Origin of the sequence: Actinacidiphila glaucinigra, from assembly GCF_900188405.1 — a bacterium.
Taxonomy (GTDB): domain Bacteria; phylum Actinomycetota; class Actinomycetes; order Streptomycetales; family Streptomycetaceae; genus Actinacidiphila; species Actinacidiphila glaucinigra.
Genome location: NZ_FZOF01000003.1, coordinates 330,499 through 352,037 on the forward strand (window position 1 = coordinate 330,499; position 21,539 = coordinate 352,037).

Below are 21,539 nucleotides of genomic sequence, written 5' to 3' on the forward strand. Positions count from 1 at the left end.
CGGGATGCTGAGCGTCCTGCTGCCCTTCCTCGGTGCCTGCACCCTCGTCGCCGCGGCCCCCGGGCCGAGCACGGTGCTGATCATCAGGCACTCCCTGCGCAGCCGCCGGGCCGGCTTCGCGACCGTCCTCGGCAACGAGACCGGTGTGTTCGTCTGGGGCCTGTGCGCCGCCTTCGGGCTCACCGCGCTCCTGGCGGCCTCCCAGCTCGCCTACGACGCCGTACGGATCGTCGGCGCCGCGGTCCTGGTCTGGTTCGGCGTGCAGGCGCTGCGTGCCGCCCGCCGCGGCGCGGACCCCGGGCGGGCCGCGGCGGGTGAGGACGTGACGGTGACCCCGTGGGCGGCCTACCGCGCGGGGCTCGGGATGAACCTGGCCAATCCCAAGGCGGCGGTCTTCGCGATGTCCTTCCTGCCGCAGTTCGTGCCCTCGGGCGCGCCCCAGCTCCCCGCCATGGTCGGGCTCGCGGCGCTGTGGGCGGTCTACGAGGTCGGCTACTACGGGGCGTACGTCTGGTTCGTCGACCGCCTGAGGTCGGTGTTCGGCCGCGCCGCGGTGCGGCGCCGTCTGGAGGCGGTGTCCGGCACGGTGCTGGTGGCGCTGGGTGTCCGGATGGCGCTGGAGGGCTGAGCGTCCCCCGTACCCGCCCGGGCCCCTCAGCCGCGGCGGCCGCTGAGCGTCGCCGCGAGCCAGGTGGCGCCGCAGGCGGCGAACGCCGCCAGCAGGAGCGGCGCCGGCGGGAACGGGACGACGCCGGTACGGGAACCGGTGACGAGCCCGGTGACCGCGGCGTTGGCGGGCGATCCGGCGGCCACGAGGACCAGGACCGCGGTGAGGGCCGTGACGGGCACCGCCCATCCGGGGCGGAGCAGCACCGGGGGGTTGGTGAGGGCGCCGACGGCGGTGCCGAGCAGCGCGGTCACCAGGGCGGCCAGGAGACCGGCCGCGGCCGCCGGGACGACCGGTACGGCCTTCAGGTGGTCCGTGGTGTGCGGGTCGGCGACGGCGACGACCACGGCGGTGCTCACCGCGCCCAGGACCACCGAGCACAGCAGCGCCGCCAGGACGCCCGCCGTGTGGGCCCGCCCCGGTCCGGTGGCGGCCGCCACACAGGCACGTGCGGCCGGCGGCTCCGCCGTCACGCTGACCCGCACCAGCCAGGCCGCGGCCGGGAGCAGCGCGGCGGCGCTCCAGCCGAGGGAGTCCAGCAGCGGTCGCGGCCCCGCGGCGAGACCGATCGCCATGACGGCCAGGTGCAGCAGCAGCGGCGGCAGCCAGCGGAAGGACCGCAGGAGCAGGGCGGTCCGGTAGTGCAGGGTCGCGGTCATGCGGGCTCCGTGGGCGGCTGCGCGGGACGTACCGAGCGGATGTGCCAGGGCGGGGCCGCGGCGAGCAGCCGCCGCAGGACGGCGTCGGACTCGGCGGCCGGGACGGTCACCTGCAGCGTGCCGGGCGCGGCGGGCTCGTACGCGAGCCCGGCCGGCGGCACCCCGCCGCCGGTGGCCTCGATGACGACGCGCGGCCCGCCGGCGGCGTCCGGCGGCACCGGCACGAGCCGGGCGTCCTGGACGCGGTGGGCCGCCGTGGTGTCGGCGGCCAGCCGGCGCGGGTCGTGGTCGACGAAGACGACGGTGCCGCCGGCGGCGCTCCGGGCGCGCACGGCGTCATCGAGGACGGCGCGTGCGTCCTCGTCGAGCCCGGTCCACGCCTCGTCGAGGACGAGGAGTTCGGGCTCGGCCACCAGTGCCTGGGCGACCGCCACCTTCTGGCAGGTGCCCTTGGACAGCTGGGCGAGCGGGGTACGGGCGTACCCCGCGATGCCGAAGCACTCCAGCCAGCGCTCGGCCCGCCGGGCGGCGGTGCGGCCGCCGAGCCCGTGCACCCGCCCGAGGTGCACGAGGTAGCCGTGCGCGTCGAAGGGCAGCGCCGGCGGGAAGCGCTCGGGCACGTACGCGGTGCGCGGGCGTCCGCTGACCCGGCCCGTGGTGGGGCGGTCGATGCCGGCGAGGATCCGCAGGACCGTGGACTTGCCGCTGCCGTTCGCCCCCTCGACGCGCAGCACCTGTCCCCCGGGCACGTCGAGGTCGACCCCTCGCAGCACCCAGGGCCCGCGCGCCCCGTACCGGCGGCCGACCGCCTCCAGCCGCACGTCAGTTGGAGGGCTGGTGAGGTGTGGACTCGCTGGGCCGGACGATCACGAAGCCCTCCCCCTGCAGCATCAGCTGCACGGCCTCGCCCGAGCCGCCGCGCAGCATCGAGCCGAAGCTCTGCGAGCGGTGCAGGGAGGTCTGCAGCTGCGCGCTCCAGCCGACGACGGCGTCGGTGTCGACGTAGACCGGGGCCTGCGGGGTGACCGGGATGACGATCGGGTTGCCCTCGCACATGACGCCGAGGCGGCCGTGCCCGGTGAAGACGCTGTTGAACAGGCCGCCGCCGGCCATCCCGGCACCCTTCACGACCTTTATCTCGTAGGAGAGGGTCGAGTCGAAGACCAGCACGTTGCGGCCGTTGACGGTGAGGCTGTCGCCCGGGTCGAGGTCGACGACGAAGCAGTTGGCGGCCTCGTGCGCGAACCAGGCCTCGCCCTGGCCGCGGACCGACATCAGCGGCAGGCCCTCGCCGGTGAAGGCGCGCTTGAGGAACTTGCCGACGCCCTGGCCCTTCACCTCGAACTGCAGGTTGCCGCGGAAGGCGATCATCGAGCCCTGGCGGGCCAGGCACTCGCCGTTCACCGCGTACTTGATCGACTTGGCGTTCTGGAGGGTCATGCCGGGCTCGGTGGCCGGCTGCGCCGTGTTCTCGGTCGCGAAGAGGTCGCTGTGCACCCCGGCATCCTGGCCCGGAGGGATCGGCTCCGACAAGCTCTTCCGGGGTCGGGTGGCAGACTGTCGAGGTGACAACCGATCCTCGTGACGCCGCACCCCAGTTCGTCCTGCCCCTGGTCGTCCGCATCGAGCGGGCCGCCCCGCCGGCGCGCACCGACGCACTGGAGACGGCCGCCCGCGCCGTGCTCCTGCTGCGCTCCGACGAGCGCGCCACCCTCGCGGACGGGGAGTGGGCCGAGGCGGTACGCGGCTGGGAGGACGCCCGCATCCGCAAGGTCGTACGGCGGGCGCGCGGCGCCGAGTGGCGGCGGGCCGAGACGCTTCCCGGCATCACGGTCACCGGCAAGTCCGCCGAGATCCGCGTCTTCCCGCCGGTGCCGCTGGACGGCTGGCCCAAGGACCTGGCGCGGCTGCAGGTGTCCGGGACGGAACTGGAGGACCCGGAGCCGCCCGTGGCGCCGGAGGGCGGGACGCCGGTGCTCTGGCTCAACCCGGGGGTGCAGATGTCGGCCGGCAAGGCCATGGCGCAGGCCGGGCACGGCGCCCAGCTCGCCTGGCTCGCGCTGTCCGCCGCCGAGCGCGCGCACTGGCGCGACACCGGTTTCCCGCTGGCGGTGCGCACGGCGCCGCAGGACCGCTGGGAGGCGCTCACCGCCTCCGGGCTGCCCGTGGTGCGCGACGCGGGGTTCACCGAGATCGCCCCGGGGTCGTGCACCGTCGTGGCGGACCATCCCGCGCTGCGCCGCTGAGGCCGCAGGCTCGGGGCCCCAAGCTCAAATCAAGCTCTGAAACCCGCCTCCCCGGGGTTCACCGGCCCCGCGCCGGGCGAGAACCCCCGCAGGAGGAAGGGGGGCGCATGGAGCACTCGTATCTGGGCACGGGCATCGGCTGGCGGCCGGAGATCGCGGCGGCGGTCGAGGCGCTCGCGGAGGCCGGCCGCGTCGACTGGGTCGAGGCGGTCGCCGAGAACGTCTGCCCCGGCGCTCTGCCCGACTCCCTGCTGCGACTGCGCGAGCGCGGTGTCACGGTCGTCCCGCACGGAGTCTCGCTCGGCCTCGGGGGCGCCGAGCGGCCCGGCGCGGACCGGCTGGCCGCGCTCGCGCAGCGCGCGCAGGCGCTGGGCGCGCCGCTGGTCACCGAGCACATCGCCTTCGTCCGCGGCGGCGGGGAGCTGACCGGCTCGGCGCGCCTGGAGGCGGGGCACCTGCTGCCCGTGCCGCGGACCCGGGACGCGCTGGACGTGCTGTGCGAGAACGTGCGCATCGCGCAGGACGCGCTGCCGGTGCCGCTCGCGCTGGAGAACATCGCGGCACTGGTGGCCTGGCCCGACGAGGAGATGAGCGAGGGCGCCTTCCTCGCCGAGCTCGTCGAGCGGACCGGGGTACGTCTGCTGATCGACGTCGCCAACCTGCACACGAACCACGTCAACCGCGGTGAGGACCCCCTCGCGGCGCTCGACGCGCTGCCGGTGCACGCGATCGCCTACGTCCATGTGGCGGGCGGTTTCGAGAAGGACGGCGTGTGGCACGACAGCCACGCGCATCCCGTCCCCGAGGCAGTCCTGGAGGTGCTGGCGGCGCTGTACGAGCGGGCCTGCCCGCCCGGTGTGCTGCTGGAGCGCGACGACGACTTCCCCTCGGACGGGGAGCTGGCCGGCGAACTGGCCGCGATACGCCGCGTGGTGGACGCCGGAACCGGCGTGCGCCCGGAGGTGCCGCCGGACGTGCCCGGCAGGGCCGCCGCGGCGCCCGGGGCGTCCGGGGCGGCCGGGGCGTCCGGGGCGGCCCGCCAGCGCCTCGCGCTCCGCCAGACCGCGCTGCTGTCCGCACTCGTGGCCGGGACACCGGTGCCGGAGGGCTTCGACCGGACCCGGATCGGCGTGCAGAGCCGCGCGCTGGCCGCCAAGCGCGCGGGCGTCGTCGCCAAGGTGGCGCCCGAACTGCCGGAGATCCTGGGGGCCGCGTACCGCCCGGCGTTCCTGCGCTACGCCGTCGTGCGGCCGTTCGCGGGCGGCTACCGCCGCGACGCCCTGGACTTCGCCGCATACGTCCTCGACGGCCGGGGCGGAACGCACGGTCCCACGGTCACGCGGCAGTTGGCCGCGTGGTGGCGGGAACGGTCGGGCCCGGCACCGCTCCCGGCCCGCAGGCCGCGGCTGCGCGGAAGGGTTTTTCCAGGGCCGCGACAGCCCTCACACGTATTCATACGTATGCGGGACACGCTCCGTTCAAAGCTGCCATAATCTTTTTCAAGAGGCCTCCGACCTGCGGCGGAAATGGCGGCGGGGGTCATCGGGCGCGAAAAGGCAACAACGTATCAAGGTCCGGGCCGCGATTCATGGAATTCGCGAATACGTGACTGTTCCTCGCCTTGGACGGTTCAAACGCACTAACGTGCGGTCCCATGCGATCCACCCGTTACGCCACCGGACTCAGCCTCGTGGTCGGGGCTCTCGTGGTCACCCTCGCCGCACTGGCCTACCCCGTCATGTCCGGGCTGAACAGCCCGGCCGTGACCGCGGCCGGCGCCCAGACCGTGTCCACGCAGTACGGTCCGCTCACCCAGCTGGACCGCACCTTCGTCACCAAGGTCCGACTGGCCGGCTTGTGGGAGTTCCCCGCCGGGCAGATGGGCCTGCAGAAGGGGACGACACCCGCGGTCAAGCGCGCGGGGCAGCACCTCATCGACGGGCACACGAGCCTCGACGCCACGTGCCGTACGATCGCGCCCCAATTGGGCATCACCCTTCCCAACCAGCCCACACAGCAGCAAATGGGCTTTCTGGCCACCATGTCATCGGCGAGCGGGCAGGATTTCGACCAGAAGTTCGCGAATATCCTGAGGCTCGCCCACGGCCAGGTGTTCTCGGTCGTGGCCCAGGTGCGTGCCACCACCCGCAATTCGCTGGTACGGGAACTGGCCGACCAGGCGAACGCGACGGTGCTCGACCACATCACCGTTCTGGAGAAGACCGGGATGGTCAACTTCGACCAGGTCGCCGTGGACACGACCGCCAGCCCCACCAACCCCGCAGCGGCGGTGCCGGTCTCGCCTGCCCCCGGTGAGCCGACCCTCATCGTCACCCCCTCCCCGACGTACTCACTTCCCCCAGCGGCCTCATCCCCCCAGCCGTCGCAGTAGAAATGAGCGATCCCATGCCCACACGACAACACATGAACCACCGGCGCAGGTTGAGCACCAAGCAACTCGTGCTGATAGCCGTGCTGGCACTGCTCGGCTCCGGCGGAACCTTCGCCCTGGTCACCGGATCGGCCTCGGCACACTGGCGGTCCAACTCCGGCCACTCGGGCGGCTGGCAGAGCCCGAGCCCGGGGAACAGCACCAAGGCGGACAACGGGGGCCAGAACAACGGCGGCCAGAACGGCTCCGCGGCTCCCTCCGCGTCCGCCTCGGCCTCGGCGTCCGCGCCCGCCGGCGGCGGCTCGCAGACCAACGGCCCCTCCCGCGAGGACTTCGCCGACATCCGCTCCGTCAAGCCCAACGTCCAGCGGGCGGCGAACCAGCGGGGCGCCTCGCGCGGCACGTTCACGGCCCGCTGCGGCCGCAACGAGAACAAGCACCACAACCCCGACAACTTCATCGTGGCCCCCGGCGTCGCCAACGGCGCGCACCACGTCCACGACTACGTCGGCAACCTGAGCACCGACGGCTTCTCGACGAACGAGTCCCTGGCCGCGGCCGGCACCACCTGCGCCCGCGGGGACAAGTCGACGTACTTCTGGCCGGTCCTTCGCACCCGCTCCGCGAACGACGCGCCGGACGCCGACGGCAACACCGGCACCATCCTGCAGGCGACCTCGGTCCAGCTGGTCTTCGGCGGCAGCCCGACGTCCAAGGTGACGGCGATGCCGTCCACCCTGCGGGTCATCATGGGTGACGCCAAGTCCTTCACCAACGGCGTCGCCAACGCCAAGGCGTCGTGGAGCTGCACGGGCTTCGAGAACCGCCAGCTCACCGACAAGTACCCGCTGTGCCCGCAGGGCAGCCGCGTGGTCCGCACCCTGAACTTCCCCAACTGCTGGGACGGGACGAACGCCGACAGCGCCAACCACCGCACGCACATCGTCTTCGCCGACGGCGCGGGACGGTGCCAGGCCGGCTTCAAGGCCGTGCCCCAGCTGAAGATGCGGCTGACCTACAAGGTCCCGCAGGGTCCGAACTTCGCGCTCGACAGCTTCCCCGAGCAGCTGCACAAGCCGGTCACGGACCACGCGGACTTCGCCAACTTCATGCCGACGCGCCTGATGAACCAGGTCGTGAGCTGCATCAACGGCAACCGCAACTGCGGCTGACGCCGTAGCGCGCACGGCCCCCGCCGGCACCGGTCCGCCCGCCCCGATCCGGGACCCCGCGGGCGGACCTCCTGCGGGGGTCCGCTAGGCCGTGTCGTCAAACGAGCGCCGGCCGCCCGGAGGGCGGGCCCCGCGGTGTCTGGTGCGGTGCATCGCAAGGCGGAGAGTCGTCCTCGTAGTGGGCTACTCGGACGATTCGACAACGCAGCGAGGTGCCGTGCCAGGCGCCGCGGGGCAGGCGGGCGTTTGACGACACGGCCTAGAACTCCCCCATGTGGATGCTCTTCCTGCTCGTGGCCTGGGCCGCGGCGATCGTCTCCTGCACACGCCTGTGCAGGGCGGCGGTCGCCGCGGCCGATCTGCCTGACGGGGCCGCCGCACCGGCCGCCGACCACACGCTCGGGCTCTACGAGATGGCCTTCCTGTCCGGCGGACCGCGCCGGGTCACCGAGCTGACGATGGTCATGATGGGCCGCGAACGCCGTCTGCTGCTCGCCAGGACCGGCTGGGCGACGGTCGTGGACCCCGACGGCCGGGATGCCGTGGAGCGCTCCCTGATCGCCGCCACCGGTCCCGAGGGTCAGGCCCCCGTCCCCTCGATACGCGCGGCGCACGCCACCTCCGACGGCGTCCGCGCGCTGGCGCAGCGGCTCACCGACGCGGGGCTCGCGGTGCCCACGGCGGCCCGGGAGTCGATCTCCGCCGCCATCCGCGAGGTCCGCGCGGCCGCCGCCCTCGTCCTGGTCATGCCCGCGGCCGCGACGACCCTCAGCCCCGCCGACCGGTCGGTGCTGCCGTGGTTCGCGCTCCCCCTGCCGGCCGCCCTCGGCTGCCTGGCCGTCGCGCGCTTCGAGATCCACGCGTACACCCGCTGGGCCGCGCCCGCGGGCCGGGACCTGCTGCGCGCCGTCGACGTCCCCCACGGCCCGGCCCCCGACGACAGCCGGCAGATCCTCACCGCGCTCGCCGTCCGGGGCCCCTCCACCCTCCCCGATCCCGCACTCCGCGCGGCCCTGAGCTGACGCGCCGCGCGGGGCCGGGCGTCAGGCCAGACCCGCCAGCAGCTTGCGGCGGCCGGTGGGGAAGGGCGCCTCATCGCGGACGGGCACACGCGCCTCCAAAGCCCGCAGATGACGCATCAGGTCCACCGATACGGTGCAGTTCGCCCGCACGTCGGGGTCGCCCCACGCCAGCTTGCCGCGGCAGAACCTCCTTGCGCCCGCCCCCGCGCTGCTCGGCCCCGGAGGGCCTCCCAGGCTTCGACCGGCCCGCCGGACTCCGTCCGGAACGCGCCACCCCGGGACAGCCCCCGCGGGGCAGGGCGTCAGGCCAGGCCCGCCACCAGATCCGCCACCGACTTGCGGCGGCCGGTGTAGAACGGCACCTCCTCGCGGACGTGCATACGCGCCTCCGAAGCCCGCAGGTGACGCATCAGGTCCACGATGCGGTGCAGTTCGTCCGACTCGAAGGCCAGGATCCACTCGTAGTCGCCCAGCGAGAACGACGCCACCGTGTTCGCCCGCACGTCCGGGTAACCCCGCGCCATCTTGCCGTGGTCGGCCAGCATGCGGCGGCGGTCCTCGTCGGGCAGGAGGTACCAGTCGTAGGAGCGGACGAAGGGGTAGACGGAGACGTAGTCGCGGGCCGTCTCGTCGGCGAGGAAGGCGGGGATGTGGCTCTTGTTGAACTCCGCCGGGCGGTGCAGTGCCATGTTCGACCACACGGGCTCCAGCCGGCGCCCCAGCAGGGTGCGGCGGAAGCGGTTGTAGGCGTCCTGGAGGGCGTCCGCGGTCTCGGAGTGCCACCAGATCATGACGTCCGCGTCGGCGCGCAGCCCGGACAGGTCGTACGTGCCGCGGACCGTGACGTCCTTCTCGGCGAGCTGCGCGAAGAGCTCCTCCACCTCCTCCGCGTAGCGGATGCGGTCGTCGGGGAGGACGTCGCGCAGCCGGAACACCGACCAGAGGGTGTAGCGGATGACCTCGTTGAGGTCCTTGGCCTTCTTGCCGGCGTTGGGGGCCTTGGCGGGGGCGGCGGAAGCAGTGGAGTCGGTCATGGGGCTATTGTCCCGCGCCGGGTTCCGCGGCCCGCCGCAGGGTGCCCAGGACCTGCGTGGCCGCGCCGCGCGCGCTCGAAACGCAGGCCGGGATGCCCACGCCCTCGTACAGGGCGCCGCACATCTCGAGGCCGGGCAGCTTCGCGACGTGCTCGCGCAGCCGCGTGACCCGGGCCAGGTGGCCGACCGGGTACTGCGGCAGGCCGCCGTCCCAGCGGGTGACACGGGCCGCGACGGGGGCCGCGGTGAGTCCGACGGCCTCGCCGAGGTCCTCGCGGGAGAGGCGGACGAGATCGGTGTCGTCCCAGGCGAGGTCGGCCTCCTGGCCGTGCCGCCCGATCGAGGTGCGCAGCACGTAGACGTCGGAGTCGGCGGCGCCGCTCCAGTGCCACTTCTGGCTGGAGAACGTGGACGCCTTGATGGTGCGCCCGTCCACCGGGGGGACGAGGAAGCCGCTGCCGGGCAGCGCGTGGGCGATCTCGCGGCGCCGGAAGGCCATGGTGACCAGGGCGACGCTCGCGTACTCCACCGCCGACAGCTCCGTGGCGGCGCCCGGCGACTCGGCGGCCAGCAGCCTGGCCGCGGCCGGGGCGGGCACGGCCAGCACGACCGCGTCCGCGGCCAGCGTCTCGCGGGTGCCGTCGTGGTCGAAGGCGACCTCCCAGCCGTCGGGGGTGCGGCGCAGCGTCCGGACCGGGGCGTCGGTCTCGATGCGGGCCCCGGCGGAGCGGCAGGCCTCGGCGACGGCGACCGGGAGCCGCCCGACGCCGCCGCGGATGCCGGCGAAGACCGGGCCGTCCTGCCGGGCGGCGGCGGCCTTGCGCTGGCTCTCGCGGACGGTCTCGATCAGGGAGCGGCCGCCGCGCGCGCCCTCGTACAGCTGCGGGATGGCGGCGCGCAGCGAGATCTCGTAGGCGTTGCCCGCGTACACCCCGCCGAGCAGCGGATCGACGAGCCGGTCGACGACCTCGTGGCCCAGCCGGGCGGCGACGTAGGCGCCCACCGCCACGTCCTCGCCGACCTTGGTGCGGGGCAGGACGTGGTCGAGCGGCAGCCGCGCGAGCCCGGCCGCGGACAGCACCCCGGAGGCGGCGAGCGAGCCGAGGTCGCCGGGAACGCCCATGACGCCGCCCTTGGGCATGGGGCGCAGCCGGCCGCGCGTCCACAGGCCCGCGTTCGTCGTGGCGGGCGCCTCCAGGTCGTCGCCGAGACCGACCGCGCGGGCCAGGTCGACCGCCTCGGGGCGGCGCGCCAGGATCGACTCGGCGCCCAGGTCGACGGGGACGCCCGCGATCTCGTCCGCGTACAGCTTCCCGCCCAGGCGTCCGGAGGACTCCAGCACGGTCACCCGTGCCGCCCCGCCCTCCAGCAGGAAATGCGCCGCGGCGAGTCCGGAGACCCCGCCGCCCACGACCACCACGTGCCCGGCCAGGGGCTGCGTATTGCTCATGCCTCCACTGTCTCAGACGCCGGAACGAGCCCTAACCGTGACCTCTTCGGGATCACGGACCCGAAACCCGCCCCGCGCCCCCCGCGTCGAATCGGCAACACATGCAACGGACCCGGGGGGATACCCTGTGAGCACGTCAACCACCGCCGCGCGCAGACCACTTGCCGCCGCCTTCGGCGCCCTGGCGCTGGCCGCCGCCCTCATGCTCACCGGCTGCGGCGCCGGCGGCGGCAGCGAGAGCAGCGCCGACACCGCGGACGGCAAGGCCGGGGCCGCCGCCCCGGGCCTGGCCGAGCAGCCGGACGCGCGGGAGCCCGCCCGGGCGGACGCGGACGCGCAGAACGCCACCGGCAAGGGCTCCGGCAGCGGACCCGGCACCGGGGCGGGGCGGACCCCGACCCTGGCGCAGTCGTACATCGTGCGCACGGCGACGCTGACGGTCGAGGCCCGGAACGTCTCCGGAGCCGTGGCCAAGGCGCGCACGCTGGTGGAGGGCTCGGGCGGCTACGTCGGCAGCGAGAGCACCAGCCTCGACGAGGACGGTCTCGAGTACTCCACCATCACGCTCCGCGTGCCGCCGGACGGCTACGACCGCGTGCTGAAGGACCTCTCCGAGCTGGGCACGCTGCGCAACCGCAAGGTGGACGCCCAGGACGTCACCGGCCAGGTCGTGGACGTCGAGAGCCGGCTCAAGACGCAGCGGGCGAGCGTGGCGCGGGTGCGGGAGCTGATGGACCGGGCGACCAGGCTCAGCGACATCGTCTCGCTGGAGAGCGAACTCAGCGCCCGCCAGGCCGACCTGGAGGCGCTCGAGGCCCAGCAGGCCTCGCTGAAGGCGCGGACCGGGATGGCGACGATCACGCTGGAGGTGCAGGAACCGCCCGTCAAGGAGGCACCGCAGAAGAGGGACGACGGCTTCTGGGCCGCCGTGGGCGACGCCCTCGGCAGCGGCTGGCACGCCTTCTACCTGACCCTGCGGGGCATCCTCGTCGCGCTCGCCGTGGTGGCCCCGTTCGCGGCGCTGGCCCTTCTCGGCTACCTGGGCTTCCGCCTGCTGCGCCGTGCGCTGCCCGCCCGGCGCACCGTCGCCGCGCCGCCGGAGCCGCTGCCCGTGCCCGCGCCGGCCGGGGCGGGCGACGGCGAGGCGCAGCCGCGGGAGTAGCCGCGGACACGGTGACCCCGCGCCGGGCGGCGCGGGGTCACCGGTCTCAGCGGGCCGTCTCGGTGTGGACGAAGTCCACCAGGCGGGTCAGGGCGTCGGGGTCCGTGGTGGGCAGGACGCCGTGGCCCAGGTTGAAGATGTGGCCGGGGGCCGCCCCGGCCGAGTACAGGACCTCACGGGTCTTCTTCTCGATCGCCTCACGCGGGGCGAAGAGCACCGCGGGGTCCAGGTTGCCCTGGAGCGCCCTGCCCGGGCCGACCCTGCGGGCGGCCTCGTCCAGCGGGACCCGCCAGTCGACGCCGACCACGTCCGCGCCGGCCTCGCCCATGAGCCCGAGCAGCTCACCGGTGCCGACGCCGAAGTGGATGCGGGGCACGCCGTAGTCCGCGACGGACCGGAAGACCTTGACGGAGGCCGGCATGACGTGGCGCCGGTAGTCCTCGGGGGCGAGCGCGCCGACCCAGGAGTCGAAGAGCTGCACCGCGCTGGCACCGGCCTCGATCTGCACCTTCAGGAAGGCCGAGGTGATGTCCGCGAGGCGGTCCAGGAGCTCCGCCCACAGCTCGGGCTCCCCGTACATGAGGGCCTTGGTGCGCTCGTGGTTGCGCGACGGGCCGCCCTCGACGAGGTAGCTGGCCAGGGTGAAGGGCGCGCCGGCGAAGCCGATCAGCGGCGTCTCGCCGAGTTCACCCGTGAGCATGCCGATCGCCTCGGTGACGTACTTGACGTCGTCCGGGTCGAGCGGCCGCAGGCGCTGCAGGTCCTCGCGGCTGCGGATCGGCTGCTCGACGACGGGGCCGACGCCCGGCTTGATGTCGAGGTCGAGCCCGATGGCCTTGAGCGGCACCACGATGTCGCTGAAGTAGATCGCCGCGTCGACCTTGTGCCGCCGCACCGGCTGCAGCGTGATCTCGGTGACGAGGTCGGGCCGCATGCACGACTCGAGCATGGGGATGCCCTCGCGCAGCTTGAGGTACTCGGGGAGGGAGCGCCCGGCCTGGCGCATGAACCACACGGGGGTGTGCGGCACGGGCCGGCGCCGGCACGCCAGGATGAAGGGGGAAGCAGCGGTCTGCTGGTGCGCACTCACCCCCGAATCTTCGCATGCGCCAAGTGGGCGACCCGCCCGACCGGGTGTCCTCCCTCACTGCGGGCCCCCTTCGGCCTACGCTTCCGGGCATGGCAGCGGCTCATGGGCACCTCTCGGACGGGAACGACGCCCCCCTCCCGTTCCAGCACGCGGTCGACGCACTGCTGCGCGCCCGGGTACGGCACGAGGTGGAGCTCGATCCGGTGCCCCCGCCCAAACGCCTGGCGCCGCACGCGTACGCCCTGGAGGCGGCGGTCGTCGTCGACGACGACGAGGAGCTCGGGGACGGGCGCCTGGTGCTGCTCTACGACCCCGACGGGCAGGAGGGCTGGCACGGCACGTTCCGGCTGGTCACCCTGGTGCGGGCGGAGCTGGAGCCGGAGATCGCGGCGGACCCGCTGCTGCCCGAGGTGAGCTGGTCGTGGCTGACCGGCGCCCTGGAGGGGCGCGGCGCCGCCTTCACCGAGGTGGGCGGCACGGTCTCGCGCAGTTCCTCGCACCACTTCGGCGCCCTGGCCGGGCGGGAGGACTCCACCCGCATCGAGATCCGCGCCTCGTGGACGCCGCTCGCGGTGAGCGGCGGCGTACCGGACATGGCCGCCCACCTGGCGGCCTGGTGCGACCTGCTGTGCATCTGCGCGGGACTGCCGCCCGCGCCCACCGAGCCCTCGTGCCCCCCGCCCGGCGGCGGCGGCGGCGGTCCCTCGGTGGTGCCGCTGCCGAAGCGGCGCGGTCCGCAGCAGACCCGCTGAGGGCCGCCGCGCCCGCGCTGACCATTCGCTTTACCGCCGTCAACGAGCTCTGACACCCGGTGACCGCGATCTTCACACCTTCGATCGACCCTGGTCGACAGCGCGTCCGAATTGCCGGAATTGTTACTAAACAAGTCGTGATCATTCTCTAAAGCCGGGCGAAGTTGCTGCCGAAGGAACCTGTGACCCTTCCAGCCAATGTCCCAGGAGGCCCGGTGTCGGTTCTTCTCGAGCACCCCACAAGCCTGGTCGCCTACCGCCCCAACAAGCCGACGGCGATGGTGGTGGTCGCCGATCCCCGCGTACGTTCCACCGTCACGCGCCACTTGTGGGCGCTCGGGGTACGCGACGTGATCGAGGCGTCCTCCATCGCCGAGGCCAGGCCCCGGGTGGGCACCCCCCGAGACATCTGTGTCGCCGACGTACACCTCCCCGACGGTTCCGGGCTGACCCTGCTCGCCGAGACCCGGGCGGCGGGCTGGCCCAACGGCCTGGCCCTGTCCGCCGCCGACGACATCGGCGCCGTTCGCAACGCCCTCGCGGGCGGCGTGAAGGGCTACGTCGTCACCGGCACCCGCACCAACCTCGGCATCCCGGGCCGCCCCGGCGCCGTCCCCCTCGGCCCGGCCGGCCAGCGGCTGCAGCGCCGCCCCCCGGGCGCCCCCGGCCACGGCGGCGGCTACCGCGAGCTGTCGGGCCGCGAGGTCGAGGTGCTCCGGCTGGTCGCGGAGGGCCAGTCGAACAAGGCGATCGGGGTCTCGATGGGGCTGTCCGCGCTGACCGTGAAGAGCCATCTGGCCCGGATCGCCCGCAAGCTGGGCACCGGTGACCGCGCGGGCATGGTCGCGGTAGCGCTGCGTACCGGCATCATCCACTGATCGAAGTCATATCCCGGGTGCGCCCGCCGCCGGAACGTTCCGTCGGCGGGCCCCTGCTGTACACAGATACTCTTGACTGGTGACCGACGCCCGAGAGACCGCAACAGAAGCACCCCCGGCGCCGGTCCCGCTGCTGGACCCGCGCGAGGGCATCCCGCCGGTGACCGCCAGCCCGGAGGCCTTCGCCGACGTCGTCGCGGCTTTCGCCGCGGGCTCCGGACCTGTCGCCGTCGACGCCGAGCGCGCATCCGGCTACCGCTACGGGCAGCGGGCCTATCTGGTCCAGCTGCGCCGCACCGGAGCAGGGACCGCGCTGATCGACCCCGTCGCCTGTCCGGACCTGACGGCGCTCAGCGCCGCGCTCGACGGAACGGAATGGGTGCTGCACGCCGCCACGCAGGACCTGCCGTGCCTCGACGAGGCCGGCATGCGCCCGGACCGGCTGTTCGACACCGAGCTGGCCGGCCGCCTCGCAGGGTTCGCCCGGGTCGGGCTCGGCGCGATGGTGGAGAACGTCCTCGGGTACGCCCTGGAGAAGGGCCACTCCGCCGTCGACTGGTCGACCCGGCCGCTGCCCGAGCCCTGGCTGCGGTACGCCGCGCTCGACGTCGAGCTCCTGGTCGACCTGCGCGACGCCCTGGAGGAGGAGCTGCGCGCCCAGGGCAAGCTGGAATGGGCGCTGCAGGAGTTCGCGGCCATCGCCGCGGCCCCGCCGCCCCCGCCCCGCGTCGACCCCTGGCGCCGCACGTCCGGCATGCACAAGGTGCGCCGGCGCCGCCAGATGGCCGTCGTACGCGAGCTGTGGAACCTCCGGGACCGGATCGCCCGCGAGCGGGACGTCTCCCCGGGCCGCGTCCTCACCGACGCCGCGATCGTCACCGCGTCGCTGGAGGCCACCCCCAACGCGCACGCGCTGGCCGCGCTCCCCGGATTCGGGCACCGCATGGGCCGGCGCCAGCTGGAGCAGTGGCAGGCCGCGATCGACCACGCCCGCAGCATCCCCGAGCGGGACCTGCCGCAGCCCGGCCCCGCCTACGCCGGTCCCCCGCCGCCGCGGGCCTGGGCCGACAAGGACCCCGCCGCCGCGGCCCGGCTCTCCGCGGCACGGGCGGCGGTCTCGGCACTGGCGGAGCAGCTGAACCTCCCCCAGGAGAATCTGATCACCCCGGACACCGTCCGCCGCCTGTGCTGGGCGCCGCCGCGGGACCGCAGTGGCGAGTCCGTGGCGGTCTTCCTCCAGGACGCGGGGGCGCGCCCCTGGCAGGTCGAGCTCACGACGCCCATCCTCACGGCGGCGCTGTCCGCGACGCCCTGACGCGGTCCGCGATGCGGGGTGCGGGGGGTGCCCCTTGCGGCCGGTGGGTGTCTGCGGGTGCGTTGCGCCTGCGGCGGGCATTCCCCGCCCTCCCGCCCGATTGCCCGGCACGGTCAGTGCGGGTCTGCGCTCTGTCGGGTTGGGGTCGGGGCCGCGCCGGCGCACTCCCCCAGCCTTCGGCCGGGGGGACCCCCAGAACGCTCGCGGTTTGGCCCTACGTCATTCCGCACCGGGTCCGCCGCTCGTCGTCTCCGGGCGCACCCCGCCACACCCCCTCCCGTCGTGTAGGCGCATGACGGCCGGAGGGGGGGTGAGAAGGCGGTCCGGGGTTGCCGCACTCGCCTCACCGAACGCCCACACAATCCGGCTCGATGCCAGCGGCACGGTGAGCGCCGAGTCGGCCGCACCACCAGTAGGCGCACCCTGTCTCGACCTGCGGCCGAAAGACCCCCTGCTGGGGGCAGCTCCCGGCGGCGCCGGGAGGGGCGCACCCCATCACCCCCCACCGGCCGTCATGCGCCCACACCACCGGAGGGGGTGTGGCGGGGTGCGCCCGGAAACGACGAGCGGCGGACCCGGCGCCGAACGATGTGGACGTAAACCGCGAGCGTTGAGGACGTGCGCCGGCGCGGCCCCGACCCACGCACACGGTGCGAGGCGGTCACTGACCGCGCCGGGCAAACGGGAGGGAGGGCGGGAAAACCCCCACGCCCACCACGACGCACCCGCACGCGGGAACCCCGGGGACGACCGAACGTGTGACGCCGCACACCCGCACTGTGCACATCGGTTACCCACGAGTAGCATGTACGGCGGAGCCGCCGTCTTCTGCCCGCGGCAAGCGAACCCGCACCTTGAGGAGAGCCAACGTGCCTCGTACCGCTAGGGACGTCGTCTTCGTCGACGGCGTCCGTACCCCGTTCGGCAAGGCGGGCCCGAAGGGCATCTACCACGAGACCCGTGCCGACGACCTGGTCATCAAGTCCATCCGGGAACTGCTGCGGCGCAACCCCGCGCTCTCCCCGGAGCTCATCGACGAGGTCGCCATCGCCGCGACCACCCAGATCGGCGACCAGGGCCTGACCCTGGGCCGTACGGCCGCGATCCTGGCGGGGCTGCCCAAGTCGGTGCCCGGTTTCTCCATCGACCGCATGTGCGCGGGCGCGATGACCGCGGTGACCAGCGTCGCCGGCGGCATCGCCTTCGGCGCGTACGACGTGGCGCTCGCGGGCGGCGTGGAGCACATGGGACGGCACCCGATGGGCGAGGGCGTGGACCCGAACCCGCGCTTCGTGTCGGAGAAGCTGGTCGACGAGTCCGCCCTGTTCATGGGTATGACGGCGGAGAACCTGCACGACCGCTTCCCGCACCTGACCAGGCAGCGCGCCGACGAGTACGCGGTCCGCAGCCAGGAGAAGGCGGCGAAGGCGTACGCGAACGGCAGGATCCAGCAGGACCTGGTGCCGATCTCGGTGCGCCGCACCTCGCCCGAGGGCGGCGAGACCGGCTGGGGCCTGTCCACCGCCGACGAGCCGATGCGCCCGGGCACCACGCTGGAGAACCTGGCGGGCCTCAAGACCCCGTTCCGCGCCCACGGCAACGTGACGGCGGGCAACTCGGCGGGGCTCAACGACGGTGCCACCGCCTCCCTGGTCGCCGCCGAGGACGTCGCCCGGGAGCTGGGCCTCCCGGTGAGGATGCGTCTGGTCTCGTACTCCTTCGTGGGCGTCGAGCCCGAGGTGATGGGCATCGGCCCGGTCCCGGCGACCGAGAAGGCGCTCGCCAAGGCGGGCCTGTCCATCTCCGACATCGGCCTCTTCGAGGTCAACGAGGCGTTCGCCGTCCAGGTCCTGGCCTTCCTGGACCACTACGGCATCGCCGACGACGACGCGCGCGTCAACCAGTACGGCGGCGCCATCGCGTTCGGCCACCCGCTCGCTTCCTCCGGCGTCCGTCTGATGACGCAGCTGGCCCGCCAGTTCGAGGAGCAGCCGCACGTCCGCTACGGCCTGACCACGATGTGCGTCGGCTTCGGCATGGGCGGCACCGTGATCTGGGAGAACCCGCACTTCGACGGAGGCACCAAGTGACCACGACCGCCGAGCTCCTCAAGGGAGCGGCCGAGCTGTTCCCGGACGAGGTCGTGACGCAGGCGCACGTGCGCCACCTCGACCTCCCCCTGGGCGCCGGGCGCTTCGCGCTCATCACCCTGGACAACGGCCTGGACCACACCAAGCCGACCACCTTCGGCCCGCAGTCGCTGGCGAACCTCAGCGCCGCCCTCGACCAGGTCGAGAAGGAGGCCGCGGACGGCTCGGTCGTCGGCGTCGGCATCACCGGCAAGCCGTTCATCTTCGCGGTCGGCGCCGACCTCAAGGGCGTCGAGCTGCTGAAGCGCCGTGAGGACGCGCTGGCCATCGGCAAGGGCGGCCACGACGTCTTCCGCCGCCTGCAGTCCCTGGCGGTCCCGACCTTCGCGTACTACAACGGCGCGGCCATGGGCGGCGGTGTCGAGGTCGGCCTGCACTGCGGCTACCGCACCGTCTCCTCGGCCATCCCGGCGTTCTCCCTCCCCGAGGTCTTCCTGGGCCTCGTCCCGGGCTGGGGCGGCTGTGCGCTGCTGCCGAACCTGATCGGCGCCGAGCGCGCGGTGAGCGTCATCATCGAGAACTCGCTCAACCAGAACAAGCAGCTGAAGGGCGGTCAGGTCTACGACCTGGGCATCGCCGACGCGCTGTTCGACGGCGCGGACTTCCTGGAGCAGTCCCTCTCCTGGACCGCGGCCGTCCTCAAGGGCGAGATCCAGATCGTCCGCCCCGAGGTGGACCGCGGCGCGGCATGGGACGAGGCCGTCGCCAAGGGCCGTGCCTTCGCCGACTCCAAGGTGCACGGCGCCGCCCCGGCCGCGTACCGGGCGCTGGACATCATCGCCGCCGCCAAGGACGGTGACCTGTCCGCCGGTTTCGACGCCGAGGACGAGGCCCTGGCGGACCTCATCATGGGCGGCGAGCTGCGCTCCGGCATCTACGCCTTCAACCTGGTGCAGAAGCGCGGCAAGCGCCCGGCCGGTGCCCCGGACAAGAACCTGGCCCGCCCGGTCACCAAGGTCGGCGTCGTCGGCGCCGGTCTGATGGCCTCCCAGCTGGCGCTGCTCTTCGCGCGGCGCCTGGAGGTGCCGGTGGTCCTCACCGACATCGACCAGGAGCGGGTGGACAAGGGCGTCGGCTACGTCCACGGCGAGATCGACAAGCTGCTGCTCAAGGGGCGCGTCAACCAGGACAAGGCGAACCGCCTCAAGGCCCTGGTCTCCGGCTCCCTCGACAAGGCCGCCGCCTTCGGCGACGCGGACTTCGTCATCGAGGCGGTCTTCGAGGAGATCGGCGTCAAGCAGCAGGTCTTCGCCGAGGTCGAGGCGGTGGTGAAGCCGGGGACGATCCTGGCCACCAACACGTCCTCGCTGTCGGTCTCCGAGATGGCCTCGAAGCTGGAGCACCCGGAGCGGGTCGTCGGCTTCCACTTCTTCAACCCGGTCGCGGTGCTGCCGCTGCTGGAGATCGTGCGCGGCGAGCAGACCGACGACGCGTCGCTGGCCACCGCGTTCGCCGTGGCGAAGAAGCTGAAGAAGACCGCGGTGCTGACCAAGGACGCCCCGGCGTTCGTCGTCAACCGCATCCTCACCCGCTTCATGGGCGAGATCCAGAACGTCATCGACGAGGGCACCCCGGTCGCGACCGCGGAGAAGGCCATCGAGCCGCTCGGTCTGCCGATGTCCCCGCTGGTGCTGCTGGAGCTGGTCGGCCCGGCGATCGGTCTGCACGTCTCCGAGACGCTCAACCGCTCCTTCCCGGACCGCTTCACGGTCTCCCCGAACCTGGCGGCCGTCGTCAAGGCGGGCAAGCGCGGCTTCTACGTCTACGATTCCGGCAAGCCGGAGCTGGACCCCGAGGTCGCCGCGCTCCTGGTGCAGGGCGACAGCGTCCTGACGGAGCAGCAGGTGCGCGACCGCGTCCTGGACGCGGTGGCCCAGGAGATCGGCATCATGCTGGAGGAGGGTGTCGTCGCCGAGGCGCAGGACATCGACCTCTGCCTGATCACCGGTGCCGGCTGGCCCTTCCACCTGGGCGGCATCACGCCGTACCTGGACCGTGAGGGCGTCTCGGAGCGGGTGCACGGCAAGCCGTTCCTGGCCGCGGGCGTGGCGAGCGTGCCGGCATAACACCGGCTGCGGACGAACAGCTGCGGGCCGTACGGGAGATGCTCCCGTACGGCCCGTTTCCCGTCTCTCCGTGCGCCGCGGCGGCTACCAGTCGCCGGTGAAGGGCCGGTGCTCGCACACCTCGCCGCAGTCGTGGCGGGAGGCACCGAAGGTCCTGATCGGGCTGGTCTCCGGGACGCCGACGACCTTGAAGTTCCGGACGGCCGGCTCGGATTCCGCCGTGCTGAAGAGGGCGATCGCCTCCACGGTGTGCGCGCCGGGGTGCCAGCGGTGGGCGTGGGTGAAGGCCCAGTCGCCGTTCGCGTCCACTCCGGTGGCGCCGATGAGCAACCCGTCCTCCATCAGGACGACCTTGGTCGCGCCGGGTTGCACCTTGCCGGCGAATCGCGGGCGCGGTCCGGCGAAGGCGCCCTCGGCGGGCGCCGTGACCCGTGGCGGGGACACCTCGGTCATCACCGAGAAGCGGTGCTCGACGACGGGTGAGCAGCCGTCGGCGCGGAGTCCGACGCAGTGCAGGACGTGCTCCCCCGCCTCCCAGTTGACCGAACGCCGCCATGCCCACTGGCCGTTGCCGCCCACGCCCGTACCGCCGATGTACTGCCCCTCCTCGAAGAAGAGGAGGTAGTCGGTGCCGGGGGCGGCGGTGCCGGAGAGCTTCACCATGGGGCCGGCGAGACCGCCCGCGGCGGGCTTGGCGATGGCGGGCCCCTCACCCGAGGGTTCGGTGTAGTGCAGTGCGGACTCGGGCGACTGCACCGTGAACTCCCCGGAGACCGGGGGCAGCACGGGTGGCGCCATGAGCGCGGCGCCGTCGACGTCTCGCTTGTCCAGGATGTGGAGGTCGCAGAGTGCGGCCACCACCATGCGGGCCACCTCGAACGCACCGGTGTGGTTGAAGTGGGTCGAGTCGATGATGCCGTCGCTGCGCTGGGGGTGCTCCCCCGGGTCCGTCCAGCAGAAGTACTGCCGCAGGCGCGTGGGCCCGATCTGTGCCCACAGCTCCATGGTGCGGCTCGTCAGGTCGATCACCGGTACGCCGAGTTCGGCGGCGACCTCCTGCATGGCGCGCGGGTGCTCCCCCAGGGTGTGGAGCACCTCGCCGGAGGCGGAGAACGCGTAGCGGGCGCAGGGGGTGACCAGGACCGGTACTCCCCCCTCCTCGTGGATGTGGCGCGTGAAGAGCCGGAGCAGCTCCTTGTACTCGGGAACCGGGACGTAGCGCGTTCCGTCCTGGATCACCCGGTCCACGGTGCCGAAGCCGATGAGGACGACGTCGCCGCGCCTCATCCGGTTGAGCATCGCCGGAAACCGCTCGGTGAAGTACTTCCGGGAGGTCATGGCGCTTCTGGCGTAGTTGGCCACCTCGATCGGGCCGACCACGAGATCCTTGATCTTCTGTCCCCAGCCCGCCATGGGCAACTCTTCGTCGGTTCGGGGGGCGGCCACCGAATCTCCGAGTACGAAGATCGTTTGGTTCATCTTCT

At 73.3% G+C, this 21,539-nt stretch carries 19 protein-coding genes; 12 read left to right on the forward strand and 7 right to left on the reverse strand.

The window, feature by feature from the left end:
- Nucleotides 1–4 precede the first annotated feature (4 nt).
- Complete coding sequence (locus CHF15_RS08210) at nt 5–628, forward strand: LysE family translocator (protein ID WP_089222971.1); 624 nt, start codon at nt 5–7, stop codon at nt 626–628.
- Between the two features lie 26 nt (nt 629–654).
- Here the strand turns inward: CHF15_RS08210 and CHF15_RS08215 are convergent, their stop codons facing one another.
- The 3 genes from CHF15_RS08215 to CHF15_RS08225 are packed head-to-tail and all read right to left on the reverse strand — an operon-like array spanning nt 655 to nt 2,823.
- Nucleotides 655–1,326 carry an ABC transporter gene (locus CHF15_RS08215; RefSeq protein WP_089222972.1) on the reverse strand — a complete coding sequence of 224 codons (672 nt, stop codon included), beginning with the start codon at nt 1,324–1,326 and terminating at the stop codon, nt 655–657.
- Nucleotides 1,323–2,147 carry an ABC transporter ATP-binding protein gene (locus tag CHF15_RS08220; protein ID WP_089222973.1) on the reverse strand — a complete coding sequence of 275 codons (825 nt, stop codon included), beginning with the start codon at nt 2,145–2,147 and terminating at the stop codon, nt 1,323–1,325. Before CHF15_RS08220 ends, CHF15_RS08215 begins: the two co-directional genes overlap by 4 nt.
- A 1-nt stretch (nt 2,148) precedes the next feature.
- Nucleotides 2,149–2,823 carry an AIM24 family protein gene (locus tag CHF15_RS08225; protein WP_089222974.1) on the reverse strand — a complete coding sequence of 225 codons (675 nt, stop codon included), beginning with the start codon at nt 2,821–2,823 and terminating at the stop codon, nt 2,149–2,151.
- 68 nt (nt 2,824–2,891) lie between these two features.
- Here CHF15_RS08225 and CHF15_RS08230 point away from each other — a divergent pair, with 68 nt between their 5' ends.
- The 5 genes from CHF15_RS08230 (at nt 2,892) to CHF15_RS08250 (ending at nt 8,158) form a co-directional block, all read left to right on the forward strand.
- The gene (locus tag CHF15_RS08230; protein WP_089222975.1) at nt 2,892–3,572 is read left to right on the forward strand and encodes an aminoacyl-tRNA hydrolase; all 681 of its coding nucleotides are present in this window, start codon (nt 2,892–2,894) and stop codon (nt 3,570–3,572) included.
- Nucleotides 3,573–3,679: 107 nt separating this feature from the next.
- The gene (locus CHF15_RS08235) at nt 3,680–5,065 is read left to right on the forward strand and encodes a DUF692 domain-containing protein (protein ID WP_089222976.1); all 1,386 of its coding nucleotides are present in this window, start codon (nt 3,680–3,682) and stop codon (nt 5,063–5,065) included.
- A 161-nt stretch (nt 5,066–5,226) separates the two neighbouring features.
- Complete coding sequence (locus CHF15_RS08240; protein ID WP_089222977.1) at nt 5,227–5,964, forward strand: DUF4142 domain-containing protein; 738 nt, start codon at nt 5,227–5,229, stop codon at nt 5,962–5,964.
- A 14-nt stretch (nt 5,965–5,978) separates the two neighbouring features.
- Nucleotides 5,979–7,136, forward strand: coding sequence for a DUF1996 domain-containing protein (locus tag CHF15_RS08245; RefSeq protein WP_245938723.1), 1,158 nt, complete (start codon nt 5,979–5,981; stop codon nt 7,134–7,136).
- Nucleotides 7,137–7,408: 272 nt separating this feature from the next.
- On the forward strand, nt 7,409–8,158 hold the full coding sequence (locus tag CHF15_RS08250) for a TIGR04222 domain-containing membrane protein (protein ID WP_089222979.1): 750 nt from the start codon (nt 7,409–7,411) through the stop codon (nt 8,156–8,158).
- A 302-nt stretch (nt 8,159–8,460) separates the two neighbouring features.
- Here CHF15_RS08250 and hemQ read toward each other — a convergent pair whose 3' ends face one another.
- Together hemQ and hemG are read right to left on the reverse strand one after the other, a co-directional pair.
- Nucleotides 8,461–9,192 carry a hydrogen peroxide-dependent heme synthase gene (gene hemQ / locus CHF15_RS08255; RefSeq protein WP_018563206.1) on the reverse strand — a complete coding sequence of 244 codons (732 nt, stop codon included), beginning with the start codon at nt 9,190–9,192 and terminating at the stop codon, nt 8,461–8,463.
- A gap of 4 nt (nt 9,193–9,196) precedes the next feature.
- Complete coding sequence (hemG, locus tag CHF15_RS08260) at nt 9,197–10,642, reverse strand: protoporphyrinogen oxidase (protein ID WP_089222980.1); 1,446 nt, start codon at nt 10,640–10,642, stop codon at nt 9,197–9,199.
- A 127-nt stretch (nt 10,643–10,769) separates the two neighbouring features.
- Here hemG and CHF15_RS08265 point away from each other — a divergent pair, with 127 nt between their 5' ends.
- Nucleotides 10,770–11,804 (forward strand): DUF4349 domain-containing protein, encoded by a 1,035-nt coding sequence (locus CHF15_RS08265; RefSeq protein ID WP_179279699.1) that lies wholly within the window; start codon nt 10,770–10,772, stop codon nt 11,802–11,804.
- A 46-nt stretch (nt 11,805–11,850) separates the two neighbouring features.
- Here CHF15_RS08265 and hemE read toward each other — a convergent pair whose 3' ends face one another.
- Complete coding sequence (hemE, locus tag CHF15_RS08270; protein WP_089222982.1) at nt 11,851–12,894, reverse strand: uroporphyrinogen decarboxylase; 1,044 nt, start codon at nt 12,892–12,894, stop codon at nt 11,851–11,853.
- A gap of 89 nt (nt 12,895–12,983) precedes the next feature.
- On the opposite strand from hemE, the gene CHF15_RS08275 reads away from it, so the two are divergent.
- The 5 genes from CHF15_RS08275 (at nt 12,984) to CHF15_RS08295 (ending at nt 20,055) form a co-directional block, all read left to right on the forward strand.
- Nucleotides 12,984–13,646, forward strand: a complete 663-nt coding sequence (locus tag CHF15_RS08275) for a DUF3000 domain-containing protein (protein ID WP_089222983.1) — start codon at nt 12,984–12,986, stop codon at nt 13,644–13,646.
- 215 nt (nt 13,647–13,861) lie between these two features.
- Nucleotides 13,862–14,524, forward strand: coding sequence for a response regulator transcription factor (locus CHF15_RS08280; protein WP_018563211.1), 663 nt, complete (start codon nt 13,862–13,864; stop codon nt 14,522–14,524).
- A gap of 79 nt (nt 14,525–14,603) precedes the next feature.
- On the forward strand, nt 14,604–15,839 hold the full coding sequence (locus tag CHF15_RS08285; RefSeq protein ID WP_089222984.1) for an HRDC domain-containing protein: 1,236 nt from the start codon (nt 14,604–14,606) through the stop codon (nt 15,837–15,839).
- Between the two features lie 869 nt (nt 15,840–16,708).
- Nucleotides 16,709–17,929 carry a thiolase family protein gene (locus CHF15_RS08290; protein ID WP_089222985.1) on the forward strand — a complete coding sequence of 407 codons (1,221 nt, stop codon included), beginning with the start codon at nt 16,709–16,711 and terminating at the stop codon, nt 17,927–17,929.
- Nucleotides 17,926–20,055 (forward strand): 3-hydroxyacyl-CoA dehydrogenase NAD-binding domain-containing protein, encoded by a 2,130-nt coding sequence (locus CHF15_RS08295; protein WP_089222986.1) that lies wholly within the window; start codon nt 17,926–17,928, stop codon nt 20,053–20,055. The genes CHF15_RS08290 and CHF15_RS08295 overlap by 4 nt, the downstream gene beginning before the upstream one ends.
- Nucleotides 20,056–20,139: 84 nt before the next feature.
- Here CHF15_RS08295 and CHF15_RS08300 read toward each other — a convergent pair whose 3' ends face one another.
- Complete coding sequence (locus CHF15_RS08300; protein ID WP_089222987.1) at nt 20,140–21,534, reverse strand: GDSL-type esterase/lipase family protein; 1,395 nt, start codon at nt 21,532–21,534, stop codon at nt 20,140–20,142.
- Nucleotides 21,535–21,539 lie beyond the last annotated feature (5 nt).

Coding starts and splice junctions, on each gene's coding strand:
- hemQ (WP_018563206.1), bottom strand. CDS start 9,192: ATGACCGACTCCACTGCTTCCGCCGCCCCCGCCAAGGCCCCCAACGCC.
- CHF15_RS08300 (WP_089222987.1), bottom strand. CDS start 21,534: ATGAACCAAACGATCTTCGTACTCGGAGATTCGGTGGCCGCCCCCCGA.
- CHF15_RS08210 (WP_089222971.1), top strand. CDS start 5: ATGCTGAGCGTCCTGCTGCCCTTCCTCGGTGCCTGCACCCTCGTCGCC.
- hemG (WP_089222980.1), bottom strand. CDS start 10,642: ATGAGCAATACGCAGCCCCTGGCCGGGCACGTGGTGGTCGTGGGCGGC.
- CHF15_RS08250 (WP_089222979.1), top strand. CDS start 7,409: ATGTGGATGCTCTTCCTGCTCGTGGCCTGGGCCGCGGCGATCGTCTCC.
- CHF15_RS08215 (WP_089222972.1), bottom strand. CDS start 1,326: ATGACCGCGACCCTGCACTACCGGACCGCCCTGCTCCTGCGGTCCTTC.
- CHF15_RS08245 (WP_245938723.1), top strand. CDS start 5,979: ATGCCCACACGACAACACATGAACCACCGGCGCAGGTTGAGCACCAAG.
- CHF15_RS08240 (WP_089222977.1), top strand. CDS start 5,227: ATGCGATCCACCCGTTACGCCACCGGACTCAGCCTCGTGGTCGGGGCT.
- CHF15_RS08275 (WP_089222983.1), top strand. CDS start 12,984: ATGGCAGCGGCTCATGGGCACCTCTCGGACGGGAACGACGCCCCCCTC.
- CHF15_RS08235 (WP_089222976.1), top strand. CDS start 3,680: ATGGAGCACTCGTATCTGGGCACGGGCATCGGCTGGCGGCCGGAGATC.